The organism is Cupriavidus sp. 96C5-1 (assembly GCF_057798855.1).
Genome location: NZ_JBYOJU010000001.1, coordinates 1 through 12,654 on the forward strand (window position 1 = coordinate 1; position 12,654 = coordinate 12,654).

General features: G+C 65.4%; 14 protein-coding genes. 9 read left to right on the forward strand and 5 right to left on the reverse strand.

Annotated elements, in window-relative coordinates:
* The 4 genes from AC3FOF_RS00005 to AC3FOF_RS00020 form a co-directional block, all read right to left on the reverse strand.
* Nucleotides 1-749 (reverse strand): NAD(P)(+) transhydrogenase (Re/Si-specific) subunit beta (locus AC3FOF_RS00005; protein WP_488725674.1); only part of this gene is annotated, 749 nt, incomplete at its 3' end.
* A 2-nt stretch (nucleotides 750-751) separates the two neighbouring features.
* Entirely contained in the window at nucleotides 752-1,084 is a 333-nt protein-coding gene (locus AC3FOF_RS00010) for an NAD(P) transhydrogenase subunit alpha part 2 (protein WP_488725478.1), read from the reverse strand.
* A gap of 146 nt (nucleotides 1,085-1,230) precedes the next feature.
* Nucleotides 1,231-1,593 carry an aspartate 1-decarboxylase gene (gene panD, locus AC3FOF_RS00015; RefSeq protein ID WP_017226536.1) on the reverse strand — a complete coding sequence of 121 codons (363 nt, stop codon included), beginning with the start codon at nucleotides 1,591-1,593 and terminating at the stop codon, nucleotides 1,231-1,233.
* Nucleotides 1,594-1,799: 206 nt separating this feature from the next.
* Nucleotides 1,800-2,921 carry a Re/Si-specific NAD(P)(+) transhydrogenase subunit alpha gene (locus AC3FOF_RS00020; protein ID WP_276267499.1) on the reverse strand — a complete coding sequence of 374 codons (1,122 nt, stop codon included), beginning with the start codon at nucleotides 2,919-2,921 and terminating at the stop codon, nucleotides 1,800-1,802.
* A 469-nt stretch (nucleotides 2,922-3,390) separates the two neighbouring features.
* Here AC3FOF_RS00020 and AC3FOF_RS00025 point away from each other — a divergent pair, with 469 nt between their 5' ends.
* From AC3FOF_RS00025 to mnmA, 5 genes are all read left to right on the forward strand, one after another.
* Entirely contained in the window at nucleotides 3,391-4,215 is an 825-nt protein-coding gene (locus AC3FOF_RS00025; protein ID WP_276267498.1) for a TorF family putative porin, read from the forward strand.
* A gap of 138 nt (nucleotides 4,216-4,353) precedes the next feature.
* Nucleotides 4,354-4,776, forward strand: coding sequence for a hypothetical protein (locus AC3FOF_RS00030; protein WP_488725479.1), 423 nt, complete (start codon nucleotides 4,354-4,356; stop codon nucleotides 4,774-4,776).
* Nucleotides 4,763-5,734, forward strand: coding sequence for a 4-hydroxy-tetrahydrodipicolinate synthase (gene dapA / locus AC3FOF_RS00035; protein WP_488725480.1), 972 nt, complete (start codon nucleotides 4,763-4,765; stop codon nucleotides 5,732-5,734). Before AC3FOF_RS00030 ends, dapA begins: the two co-directional genes overlap by 14 nt.
* Before the next feature lie 89 nt (nucleotides 5,735-5,823).
* Entirely contained in the window at nucleotides 5,824-6,327 is a 504-nt protein-coding gene (locus tag AC3FOF_RS00040) for an NUDIX hydrolase (RefSeq protein ID WP_017226540.1), read from the forward strand.
* Nucleotides 6,324-7,424 carry a tRNA 2-thiouridine(34) synthase MnmA gene (gene mnmA / locus AC3FOF_RS00045; protein WP_017226541.1) on the forward strand — a complete coding sequence of 367 codons (1,101 nt, stop codon included), beginning with the start codon at nucleotides 6,324-6,326 and terminating at the stop codon, nucleotides 7,422-7,424. Before AC3FOF_RS00040 ends, mnmA begins: the two co-directional genes overlap by 4 nt.
* 71 nt (nucleotides 7,425-7,495) lie before the next feature.
* On the opposite strand, the gene AC3FOF_RS00050 is transcribed toward mnmA, so the two are convergent.
* Entirely contained in the window at nucleotides 7,496-8,110 is a 615-nt protein-coding gene (locus tag AC3FOF_RS00050; protein WP_276267495.1) for a glutathione S-transferase family protein, read from the reverse strand.
* 478 nt (nucleotides 8,111-8,588) lie between these two features.
* Between AC3FOF_RS00050 and purB the strand changes: the two genes are divergently transcribed.
* The 4 genes from purB (at nucleotide 8,589) to AC3FOF_RS00070 (ending at nucleotide 12,311) form a co-directional block, all read left to right on the forward strand.
* Nucleotides 8,589-9,965, forward strand: a complete 1,377-nt coding sequence (gene purB / locus AC3FOF_RS00055; protein ID WP_017226543.1) for an adenylosuccinate lyase — start codon at nucleotides 8,589-8,591, stop codon at nucleotides 9,963-9,965.
* 411 nt (nucleotides 9,966-10,376) lie between these two features.
* Nucleotides 10,377-10,967: a cytochrome b/b6 domain-containing protein gene (locus AC3FOF_RS00060; protein ID WP_017226544.1), complete on the forward strand. Its 591-nt coding sequence runs from the start codon at nucleotides 10,377-10,379 to the stop codon at nucleotides 10,965-10,967.
* A gap of 113 nt (nucleotides 10,968-11,080) precedes the next feature.
* The gene (locus AC3FOF_RS00065; protein WP_017226545.1) at nucleotides 11,081-11,653 is read left to right on the forward strand and encodes a YceI family protein; all 573 of its coding nucleotides are present in this window, start codon (nucleotides 11,081-11,083) and stop codon (nucleotides 11,651-11,653) included.
* 67 nt (nucleotides 11,654-11,720) lie between these two features.
* Nucleotides 11,721-12,311, forward strand: coding sequence for a YceI family protein (locus AC3FOF_RS00070; protein WP_017226546.1), 591 nt, complete (start codon nucleotides 11,721-11,723; stop codon nucleotides 12,309-12,311).
* Nucleotides 12,312-12,654: the final 343 nt, after the last annotated feature.

The window sequence follows — 12,654 nt, forward strand, 5'->3', positions numbered from 1 at the left end:
GCCGCCGCCCAGCCCGAGTACGAGTTGAGCATCGACACCACCACCGGCATGTCCGCGCCGCCGATCGGGATGATGATCAGCACCCCCAGCACGAAGGCGATCGCCAGCATCAGCAGGAAGGGCAGCCAGGCCTGCGACAGGCAGAAGATGGCGCCGAAGCCAATCATGGCCACCGCCAGCAGCAGGTTCAGCATGTGCTGGCCGGCGAAGGACACCGGTGCGCCCTGGAACAGGCGGAACTTGTACTTGCCCGACAGCTTGCCGAAGGCGATCACCGAACCGGAGAAGGTGATGGCGCCGACGAAGCAGCCGATGAACAGTTCGATGCGGTTGCCCAGCGGGATATCGTGCGAGCCCGGCGGCGTGATGCTGAAGGCCGACGGCTCGGCCACCACGGCGACCGCGATGCAGACCGCGGCCATACCGATCAGCGAGTGCATGGCGGCCACCAGTTCGGGCATCTTGGTCATCTCGACCCGTTTCGCCACGACGGCGCCGATACCGCCGCCGACCACCAGCGCGCCGAAGATCAGCGCCATGCCTTCGGCCACCGACGACTGGCCGGCGCCGATGGCCAGGAACTCGTTCTTGAGCTTGGCGATCAGCACCAGCGTGGTGACGGCGGCGATGGCCATGCCGATCATGCCGAAGGCGTTGCCGCGCCGTGCGGAGCTGGGGTGCGACAGGCCCTTGAGCGCCTGGATGAAGCAGACCGAGGCCAGCAGGTAGAGCAGGGTGACGAGGTTCATGCTCACTTGGCGCCCTCCTCATGGCCCTTGCCGGCCTTGGCCTTGGGTTCCTTCTTCTTGAACATCTCCAGCATGCGCTGGGTCACCAGGAAGCCGCCGAACACGTTGACCGCGGCGAGCGCCACCGCCAGCGTGCCCATGGTGCGGCCCACCGCGCCCTCGGTCAGGCCGGCCGCCAGCATGGCGCCGACGATGATGATGGCCGAGATCGCATTGGTCACGGCCATCAGCGGGGTGTGCAGGGCGGGCGTTACCGTCCAGACCACGTGGTAGCCCACGTAGATCGCTAGCACGAAGATGATCAGGTTGATCACCGTGTGGTTCACCAGTTCCATCGACTTCTCCTCCGTTGCTTGAATGCCTTGCTGCGCGGTTGTCCCGTGTTCTTTTGCCTGGCCAGGCGCATGTGAGCGCCTATTGCATCGATGCCGCCTGCCGTCATCGCGCCGGCGCTGGCTGCCGGCGCGATGACCTCGATCGCTTACACCTTCTTGATTTCCTTGATGGCGTTGTTGTCGTCCACCAGGATGATCTTCGGCTTGTAGGTGGCGATCTCGTCATCGCTCATCGGCGCGTAGGTGCAGATGATGAGATGGTCGCCGAGGTGCGCGCGCCGTGCGGCCGCCCCGTTGAGCGAGATCTCGCCGGTGCCGCGCGCGCCCTTGATGATGTAGGTGGAGAAACGCTCGCCATTGTTGACGTTGTACAGCTCGATCTTCTCGAACTCCTTCATGTCGGCCGCTTCGAGCAGATTCTCGTCGATGCCGCATGAGCCCTCGTAGTGGAGGTCCGCCTGCGTCACGGTGACACGATGGAGCTTGGCGCGGAGCATGATGCGTTGCATGGGTGATACGTCCTTGGTTGATGCTGGATGAGCTTTTAAGGGGGCCCTTGGGTTTGCGTTCCCCGGGCCACTTGGAGTGATTCCGGTGCCTGGGCGTTGGCCGGCCAGGCCGGCGAACGCCGGCAGCGGCGCGAAAATCGCGCGTCTGGCCAGAATCGCCTGGCGCCATTCTAAAACGGCCGGGCCGCCTGGGGCCCGGCGCCGTCTCAGGACGCGCCCCGGACCACCTGGCCATCCTTGCACATCAGGCAGGCGGCGACGATGTCGTCTTCCAGGTTCAGCGTGAACTGGCCGTCCTTGTCGATGACGAGCTTGAGGAAGTCGAGCACATTGCGCGCATAGAGGGCCGAAGCGTCGGCCGCCACCATGCTGGCCAGGTTGGTGTGCCCGATCAGCGTGACGCCGTGGCGCTCCACCACCTCGTCGGCCACCGTGAGCGGGCAGTTGCCGCCCTGCGCCGCGGCCAGGTCGACCACCACCGAGCCCGGCTTCATCGCCTGCACGGTCTCCTCCCTGAGCAGCACCGGTGCCTGGCGGCCCGGGATCAGCGCGGTGGTGATGACGATGTCGGCCGCTTTGGCGCGCTCGTGCACCAGTTCGGCCTGGCGCCGCATCCAGTCGGGCGGCATCGGGCGTGCATAGCCGCCCACGCCCTGCGCGATCTCGCGCTCTTCGTCGGTGACGAAGGGCACATCGAGGAATTTGGCGCCCAGCGATTCGATCTGTTCCTTGACGGCCGGACGCACGTCGGAGGCTTCGATCACCGCGCCCAGCCGCTTGGCGGTGGCGATGGCCTGCAGGCCGGCCACGCCGGCGCCGAGTATCAGCACGCGCGCGGCCTTGACGGTGCCCGCGGCGGTCATCAGCATCGGCATGAAGCGCTGGTAGTGGTGGGCGGCGACCAGCACCGCCTTGTAGCCGGCGATATTCGCCTGGGACGAGAGCACGTCCATGCTCTGCGCGCGCGTGGTGCGCGGCGCGGCTTCCAGCGCGAAGGCCGTCAGCGAGGCGCGCGCCATGCGTGCGTTGTTCTCTGCGTCGAAGGGATTGAGCATGCCGATCAGCGCGGCGCCCGGCTTCATCAGCGCGAGCTCGGCATCATCGGGGGCACGGACCTTGAGCACCAGCTTCGCGCCCAGGGCCTGGGCCGCGGTGCCAATGGTGGCGCCGACCGCCTCATAGGCCGAATCCGGCTGGCTGGCGCGCACGCCGGCTCCCGACTGGACAATGACCTGATGGCCTTGCATGACGTACTTCTTGACCGTCTCCGGGGTGGCGGCGACACGAGTCTCACCTGCCCGCGTCTCCTGCGGGATGCCGATGTGCATCGTCAATTTCTCCTTTTGCTGGCGTCTTTGAGGCGCTGTCAAAATGATTCTGGCGATGCGGCGCGCTCGCCTGACCAGAACCGCTTCGTTTCATTCTGACAATGCCACGTATCTGCTGAGCGGGCGGACGTCCTCGGCCCTTGTGTTCTGTCCTGCGTACGGCCGGGGCCGAGCGCAGCGCACAATTTTTTCGCAGCTTACAGGAATCTGGCGATCCGTGGTGACTGGCCGGTCGGCTTTTGCGCAACAGCGCGTACGCTGCATGGCCCCCATAGGGTGGCTGCATGGCCTGGCCGCCCACCGGCGTGCCGTTGATGATTTTTATGCCATCCCTTGGCGGCCGGGCCCATTCTTGACACCGATTTGAGATGCGCTCCCTTACTGTCTTGGTCTCCCGGCGGCCTGCGCCGGCGCGGCTGTGTCCACCGCCTCCAATGGACCGATGTCTTTCCCATTTGCCAAGCTATCCATGACTGCTTCCCGTTTTGACGCCCCGCGCGCCAGCGCGCTTTCCCTGCTCTGCGCCACGCTCTTGTCGGCCGCTCCCGCGGCCTTCGCCCAGAGCACAGCCCAGGAGGGAGGGGCATCCACCGATGCTGTGGCGGCGGAAGCCTCGCCGCATACCCTTAGCGCCAACGTGACCCTGGCCAGCGAATATCGCTACCGCGGCCTGATGCAGACCAACCGCCGGCCGGCGATCCAGGGCGGTTTCGACTATTCGCATTCGAGCGGCTTTTACCTGGGCAACTGGAACTCGAGCATCAGCTGGCTGGGAGACAGCAACGCCAAGGTGTCCGCGCCGGTCGAAATGGACTTCTACGGCGGCTTCAAGAACACCTTCACACTGGGTGGCCTGGAGTGGAATTACGATGTGGGCGCGCTGGAGTACTACTATCCCGGCGACTACCCGTCGGGCTATACGCGGCCGTACACCACGGAGCTGTATGGCGGCATCGGCTATGGCCCGGTATTCCTGAAATACTCGCACGCGGTCACCAACCTGTTCGGCTTCGCCGACAGCAAGAACAGCTACTACGTTGACCTGTCGGCCAATGTGCCGCTGGACTTCTGGGGCCTGACGCTGAATGCGCACGTGGGCTACCAGAAGGTCAAGAACGTGACCGATGCTTCGTACACGGACTGGAAGCTGGGGCTGACCAAGGACCTGGGCAAGGGCTTCGCGCTGGCGCTCGCCTATATCGATACCAACGCCAACAAGTCGGTCTATACCAATGTGCCGGGGCGCTATATCGGCAAGGCCACGGCCTTTGCTTCGATCACCAAGACGTTCTGACTGTCCTGACTGTCCCGCCGCCGCTTCTTGACGACTTTTTGATGGTGCCGGCGGCGAATACTGCATCAACTTGAGGCCACTCTGCCTAGCATGGTTCCATGTTCAACAGATGACCCGCGCCGCGCGGGTCCCGCTTACATGCGACAGTCCAGCCTTGCCGTGGCCTATGCTTCCGTGCCGCGCCGCCGCCTTTCCCGAGTGGATGCCCGCAGCGACGCGCGCACGGATTCGCGCGCCGCTTCCCCGGCGCAATCCCGCATCGGCGCCGCCTCCGCCACGCCGCCCTTGCTTGCCGCGGACACCGCGTGCAGCTGGATCCGGCTGCGCCTGGCGGTGGCGTCAAGCCAGGTCTTCGCGCTGCGCCAGTCGCTGCACCGCGCGATCGGGCAGCTGGCGCGCGTCTACGTGGTCGAAGTGGACCACCGCCATGGCGAGACCACCCTGCATGTGGAAGTCGAGCACGGTGGCCGTGATGCCGCCATGCACGCCATCATGATCGCATTGCCGGCCGCCGAATTCGGCGTCACCACCCAGCTGGGGCAAGACCATGCGGCACACTGAGGTCGATGCGGGCCCGGCCGGGCTGGCGGATTCTGGCCCGGCTTTGCGCGACGGGCAGCGCACGCTGGCGAGAGCAGGGCTGTGGCTGCCGCTGGTGACACCGATGCGGGACGGCGAACCGGACCTGGCCTGCGCCCAGCGGCTGGCCGCGCACTATGTGGCCAGCGGCGTGGACGGGCTGGCCATACTTGGCACCACCGGCGAAGGCGGACTGCTGTCGCCGGCCGAGCGCCTGATGTTCACCGCGGCGGTGCTGGAGGCGGTGGATGGGGCGTTGCCAGTGCTGGCCGGTGTCGGCGGCGTGGATACCCGGGTCGTCTGCGAGCAGGTGCGCCAGCTCGATCGCTTCGACCTGGCGGGCTATCTGGTGCCGCCGCCGTATTACCTGCGCCCGGGCGACGAGGGCATCGCCTGGCATTTCGAGCGCGTGGCCGACGCAACGTGGCGTCCGCTGATGCTTTATAACGTGCCCAAGCGCACCGGCTGCGCACTGTCGCCGGCGCTGGTGCAGCGCCTGGCGGCACATCCGCGCATCGTCGCGGTCAAAGAATGCGATGCGGCCGGGCTGCGTGCCCTCGCGGGAAGCCAGCGGCTCGCCGTATTCTGCGGCGAGGATGCGGCGATGCTGGACCACTTGCTGGCCGGCGGCGACGGCGTGGTGCCGGCCAGCGCGCATATCCGCCCCGATCTGTTCGTGCGCCTGTTGCAACTGGTGGCGGCCGGGCACGTCGAGGCAGCGCAGGCGCTGTTCGCGCGCCTGGCGCCGCTGGTTGCGCTGCTGTTCTCCGAGCCCAACCCGGCTCCCGTCAAAGCCGCGCTGGCGCTGTGCGGGATGGCCGGGTCCGAGGTCAGGCGGCCGCTGTCGCCGGCCAGCCGGGCGCTGCAGGAACGGCTGGAACAGGCGATATCCCTGCTGCCGGCGGTGGAGGACGTGGACAGCACTTTGCTGCCGGCCTAGACATTGCCGCGGCCAGGGCGTGTTTGGCGTGCGGATGCGCGAAAGGGCAGCAACCGGTAAAATGCCGGATTGCCTAAAATTTGTGCATCATGTCACATGACTGGAAGGCCAGCGTCACGGTCGCCGCCGTTATCGAGCGCGGCGGCCGCTTCCTGCTGGTGGAAGAAGACACCCCCGACGGCCTGCGGCTGAACCAGCCTGCCGGCCATCTCGATCCCGGCGAGAGCCTGGTTCACGCCGTGATCCGCGAAACGCTGGAAGAAACCGCGCACACGTTCGAACCGCGCGCGCTGCTGGGTTGCTATACGGCCCGTTCGCATTCGGCCGGCACTGCGGCGCGGGCGGGCGGCGATATCACCTATGTGCGCTTTGCCTTTACCGGCGAGCTCGGCGCGCTCGATGCCGGGCGCCAGCTCGATACCGGCATCGTGCGTACGCTGTGGATGAGCGCCGACGAGATCCGCGCCTGTCCCGGCCGCCACCGCACGCCGCTGTTGATGGCCTGCATCGACGACTACCTGGCGGGCAAGCGCTTCGCGCTCGACGCGCTCTACACGCATCCTTCCGTGCTGGCAGCCGGGGCACCGTCATGAGCACCGGCAAGCGCGTGGTGGTGGGCATGTCGGGCGGCGTGGATTCCTCGGTGACCGCGTGGCTGCTCAAGCAGCAGGGCTATGAGGTGATCGGCCTGTTCATGAAGAACTGGGAGGACGATGACGACGGCGAGTACTGCTCGACCAGGCAGGACTGGCTGGACGTGGTCTCGGTGGCGGATCTGATCGGCGTCGATGTGGAGGCGGTCAATTTCGCCGCCGAGTACAAGGACCGCGTCTTCGCCGATTTCCTGCGCGAGTATTCGGCCGGCCGCACGCCCAATCCCGATGTGCTCTGCAATGCCGAGATCAAGTTCAAGGCCTTCCTCGACCATGCCATGTCGCTCGGCGCCGATACCATCGCCACCGGCCATTACGCGCGCGTGCGCGAGGTGGGGGCGGACGCAGGCGCCGGCACGGGCCGCTTCGAGCTGCTCAAGGCCTTTGATCACACCAAGGACCAGAGCTACTTCCTGCACCGCCTGAACCAGGCGCAGTTGTCGCGCACGCTGTTCCCGCTGGGCGAAATGCCCAAGACACGGGTGCGCGAGATTGCCGCCGGGATCGGCCTGCCCAACGCCAGGAAGAAAGACTCCACCGGCATCTGCTTTATCGGCGAGCGGCCTTTCCGCGATTTCCTCAACCGCTACCTGCCGACCAGGCCGGGCCCGATGGTGACGCCTGACGGCAAGGAGGTCGGCCAGCACATCGGCCTGGCTTTCTATACGCTGGGCCAGCGCAAGGGCATCGGTCTGGGAGGCAGCCGCACCGGCAATGGCGATGCCTGGTATGTGGCGCGCAAGGACATGGCCAGCAACACCCTGTACGTGGTGCAGGGTCACGAACATCCGTGGCTGCTGACGCCCACGCTCGATGCTGCCGACCTGTCGTGGGTGGCGGGCGAGGGGCCGGCGGCCGGCGCCACGCTGTCGGCCAAGACGCGCTATCGCCAGAGCGATGCCCCCTGCACGGTGACGGCATCCGCTGCCGATGCGCTGCAACTGACCTTCGCGCAGCCGCAGTGGGCGGTCACCCCGGGCCAGTCCGCCGTGCTGTATGACGGCGACGTGTGCCTGGGCGGCGGCATCATCCAGTGATCCGGGGCCACGCCTGCGCATAGAAAACCGGCCCGCGCCAGGCCGGTTCTTTCTCACCGCGCCGGAGCGGCTCAGCCGCGGGGCGGCTCGGTGTCGATGAAGGACTGGCGCTTGCCCAGCTTGTCCTGGTACGCCGCCAGGCGCGGGTGGCGCTCGCGCCAGGCAATCTCCGGGAAGCGGAAGTCGAGATACGACAGCGCGCAGCCCACCGCCACGTCGGCCAGCGAGTAATGGTTGCCCGAGCACCAGGGACGGTCGGCCAGTCCGTCGGCAATAGCTGCGACCGCGGCGTCGATCTTGCCGAGTTGGCGCTTGACCCAGCGCTCGCTGCGCTGTTCGGGCTCGCGCTGGGTGTGTTCCAGGCGCGCCAGCAGGGCTGCGTCGAGCAGGCCATCGGCGAGCGCTTCCCAGCAGCGGACTTCGACGCGTTCGCGCCCGGCTTGCGGGATCATCCGGCTGACCGGCGTCAGGGTGTCGACATACTCGACGATCACGCGGGAATCGAAGATCGCGCCGCCGTCTTCCATCACCAGGCATGGCACCTTGCCCAGCGGGTTGAATTGTCCGATGGTGGTGTCCGGCGACCACACGTCAACCTCCACCATCTGGTAATCGATCTTTTTCTCTGCCATCACTACGCGCACCTTGCGCGCGTAAGGACTGGTCTGCGATGCGTACAGCTTCATGGGCTCCCCTCGAGCTTGTTATGAAGTGCATCGGCGCTCACTGGCATGGCGGGCGGCGCGCCGGGGCGTCCGGCCGGCATGCCCGATGCACTTCATAACAGGCTAGCGGATTGGCGAGCGGGAGTATACCCGCCCCCCGTGGCGGGTGCGCCGGGGTGCGCCGCGCACCCGCCGGCGGTGTCGTGGCGCCGATACGCGCGGACCGCGCCGGCCCATCGACGCCCCCACAGGGGGCGGGCCGCGATGGTAAAATGCCCGCTTTCTGCCGCGCCGCCAGTCGGCTGGTGCGCCTTATTGGTCTCATTTTTGCCGTGTTGGTGCCATTTCGGTGCCTCTTCGCTACTCTTGATCCGTTCCGGTCCCGTCACTGACCGCCTCGGTTCCCCAGGGGCGGCGCCCGGCCCTGTGCCCGCGTGCGGTTTGCCCGCACGGCCCACGCGTGCGTAACCACTTCCCCTTAGCCCTCCGGTCTTCCAGCATGTCTTCTTTCTCGCTCTCTCCGCTCACCGCCCTGTCTCCCATCGATGGCCGCTATGCCTCCAAGGCCGATGCGCTGCGCGAGTGGCTCTCGGAAGCGGCCTTCATGCGCAACCGCGTCAAGGTCGAAGTGCACTGGCTGATCGCGCTGTCGCAGGCCGGCCTGCCCGACATGCCGAAGTTCTCCCCGGCTTCCGAAGCGGCCCTGCTGGCACTGGTGGACAATTTCACCGAGGCCCACGCATCGCGGATCAAGGAAATCGAAGCGGTCACCAACCATGACGTGAAGGCGGTGGAGTACTGGCTAAAGGAGCAGGTCAAGGGCAATGCCGAGCTGGAAGCCGCCAGCGAGTTCATCCATTTCGCCTGCACCTCGGAAGACATCAACAATACCTCGCACGGCATGATGCTCAAGGGCGCGCGCGAAGGTGTGATCGTGCCGGCACTGCAGCGCGTGCATGCGCGCCTGGTGGAGTTGGCGCACGCCAATGCGCGCCAGCCGATGCTGTCGCGCACCCATGGCCAGCCGGCCAGCCCGACCACGCTGGGCAAGGAAATGGCCAACGTGGCAGCGCGCCTGGCACGTGCCATCGAGCGCATCCAGCGCGTGGAGCTGCTGGGCAAGATGAACGGCGCGGTCGGCAACTACAACGCTCACCTGTCGGCCTATCCCGGCTTCGACTGGGAAGCGTTCTCGAAGCAAGTGATCGAAACCCGCCTGGGCCTGACGTTCAACCCCTACACCATCCAGATCGAGCCGCACGACTACATGGCCGAGCTGTTCGACGCCATCGCCCGCGCCAACACCATCCTGCTCGACCTGAACCGCGACATCTGGGGCTATATCTCGCTGGGCTACTTCAAGCAGCGCACCAAGGCCGGCGAGATCGGTTCGTCCACCATGCCGCACAAGGTCAACCCGATCGACTTCGAGAATTCGGAAGGCAACCTGGGCCTGGGCAATGCGGTGCTGCGCCACCTGTCGGAAAAACTGCCGCTGTCGCGCTGGCAGCGCGACCTGACCGATTCCACCGTGCTGCGCAATATGGGCGTGGCCTTCGGCTACAGCCTGCTGGCGTACGAAGCCTGCCTGCGCGGCCTGGGCAAGCTGGAAACCAACCCCGAGCGCCTGGATGAGGATCTCGACAACTGCTGGGAAGTGCTGGCCGAGCCGGTGCAGACCGTGATGCGCCGTTTCGGCGTGCCCAACCCCTACGAGCAGCTCAAGGAACTGACGCGCGGCAAGGGTATTTCGCGCGAGGCGCTGCAGACCTTCATCGGCGGCCTGGCGATCCCGGACGACGCCAAGCAACTGCTGCTGGAAATGACCCCCGCGACCTATATCGGGCGCGCGGTGAGCCTGGCGGAGCGCGTGTGAGTTGAGGCATTCTCCGGGGCGTGGGACGAAGCCGGCAGGATGCGCCAAAACCGAGCGGAGTGACGACGGCTTGCCATTCCCGCAAAGATGTCCGATGGCCCAAAGAGAAGCCCGGTGCGAACGCACCGGGCTTTTTTCATGGCAACAGCTCTGTGTGTTCGCCAATGGCGCCCATGGCAGCGCACGGACCAATTTCACAAAAAAGCACAGACTTAGTGCATATGGCCCCGGCTTGCCACCCTCTGCGACGAAATGTCACTTCAAATGATTTGAATGATTCCATGAATTCCAGACTGTTCCGTATCCTGGCATAGGCTCAATAATGCGAGAATCCAAAGGGTGATGGCGAGAGGCTTGCTGTCACCTTTTCGCAAAGATTATGAAACGCCCGCGACGGGCAAGGGGTCTTACATGCATTCGCAAGCCAATTCCGGCGCCGGCACCCGAGCCGCTATCGGCACGTCTTCCGCGGCCGGCTATGGCGCGACCGCCATCGGGCTGCACTGGATCATCGCCTTGCTGATCTTCGCCGCCTTCGGCCTGGGCCTGTACATGACCGGCATCCCGGGCCTGTCCATGCTCAAGCTCAAGCTGTTTTCCTGGCACAAATGGATCGGCGTGACCGTGTTTGCGCTGGCCGTGCTGCGCGTGCTGTGGCGCGCCACCCACCATGCTCCCGCGCCAGCGGCCGGCACGCCGGCCTGGCAGGCCAAGGCTGCAGGCGCGGCCCACATGCTGCTCTATGTGCTCATCGTGGTGGTGCCAATCACCGGCTACCTGTACAGCTCGGCGGCCGGCGTCCCGGTGGTCTACCTGGGCATCTGGCAACTGCCGGCGCTGATCGGGCAAAACGACGAGCTCAAGGAAATCCTCAAGCTGGCCCACATCTGGTTGAACTACCTGATGGCCGTGATCGTCGTACTGCACGCGGCCGCCGCCCTCAAGCACCAGTTCATCGAGCGCGACGGCACGCTGGCACGCATGCTGCCGTTTCTCAAGTAAGACATGTGCGGGGCCGCCGTGGCGGTGGGCAGGTTCCACCGCCGTGCCTCCCCGGTTTCCTCTCTGACTATTTGACCGAGGCCGAGAAGTCCTCTTAGCGACAGGAGTTTTTAATGAAACGCATTCCCCGCCCGAGCGCGCTCCTGATGGCGGCCACGCTGGCCACCGCCGGTATCGCCGCCAATCTCGCCTGGGCCCAGGTCGACGCCGGCAAGAGTTCGGTCACCGCCGTTGCACGCCAGATCGGTGTGCCGATGGAAGGCAAGTTCAAGAAATTCGATGCCGCGGTGGCGTTCGATCCCACCAAGCTGGCAAGCTCCTCGGCCAAGGTCGAGATAGATGTGTCCAGCTTCGAGATCGGCGATGCCGAGACCACCAAGGAGGTCAAGGGCCGCGACTGGTTCGATGCCGCCAAATACCCCAAGGCGGTGTTCCAGTCCACCAGCATCAAGGCTGGCGCCGCCGGCAAATACGAAGTGGTGGGCAAGCTCACCATCAAGGGCAAGACCCAGGATGTGGTGATTCCCGCCAGCTACCGCCAGGAAGCCGGCGGCCAGGTGTTCGAGGGGACGCTGCCGATCAAGCGCACCGTTTTCAATATCGGCGACGGCGAATGGAAGGACACTTCCGTGGTTGCCGACGATGTCCAGATCAAATTCCGTATCGTGACCGTGGCCAAGAAGTGAGCGCGCAGCGCTTGTCTTCCTTGCCATACCTTTGTTGTTCATCCCCAACTTTCTGCCGGGAGTTCTCATGAAACTGCGTACCATCCTAGCCGCTGTCGCGGCCCTGTCCGCCAGCGCCGCCGTTGGCGTCGCATCGGCCAATACCGTGACCTACAACCTCGACCCCACCCACACCTACCCGAGCTTCGAGGCCGACCATCTGGGCGGCCTGTCGACCTGGCGCGGCAAGTTCGAGAAGTCGAGCGGCGTGGTGACGCTGGATCGCGCTGCCAAGACCGGCAGCGTCGACATCAAGATCGATCCCGCCTCCGTCGACTTCGGCAACAGCAAGCTGAACCAGCACGTCAAGGGACCGGACATGTTCAATGTGGAAGCGTTCCCGGAAGCGACCTACAAGGGCAAGTTCTCCAAGTTCAATGGCGACGTGCCGACCGAGGTGGATGGCGTGCTGACGCTGCACGGCGTATCCAAGCCGGTCAAGCTGGAGATCCGCGAGTTCAAGTGCATCCAGCACCCGATGCTCAAGCGTGAAGCCTGTGGCGCCGATGCCGTCGGCGTCTTCAGCCGTGCTGATTTCGGCATCGACTACGGCGTGAAGATGGGTTTCAAGCCCGAGGTCAAGCTGGCGATCCAGGTCGAAGGCGTGAAGGCCGACTAAGGCAGCAGATATGCCGCTTCGCGCGGTCCGGGCCGGTCCCGGGCTGCGCCTGCGCGTGACGAAGAAAAGCCGGGGAGCGATCCCCGGCTTTTTTTTGCCCGGCGGCATCCCTGGCTGCGGCAGGCATGCTTACCGCAGGTTAAGTTGTCTGCACCTGGCGCCCACAGTACAATGGTCCGCCAAGATTCAGTTACAGTCTCACTCAGTCACAGTTACCAGGGTGTAGTCGCGTGCGTGCCTGCCATTCAAGGCCGCCCATGCCCGCAACCGATTACCGACATGTATCCCAGCAGTACCCCCTGATACTGGTCTAGCGTAGCGATCCATCGCCCTACGAGCTGTA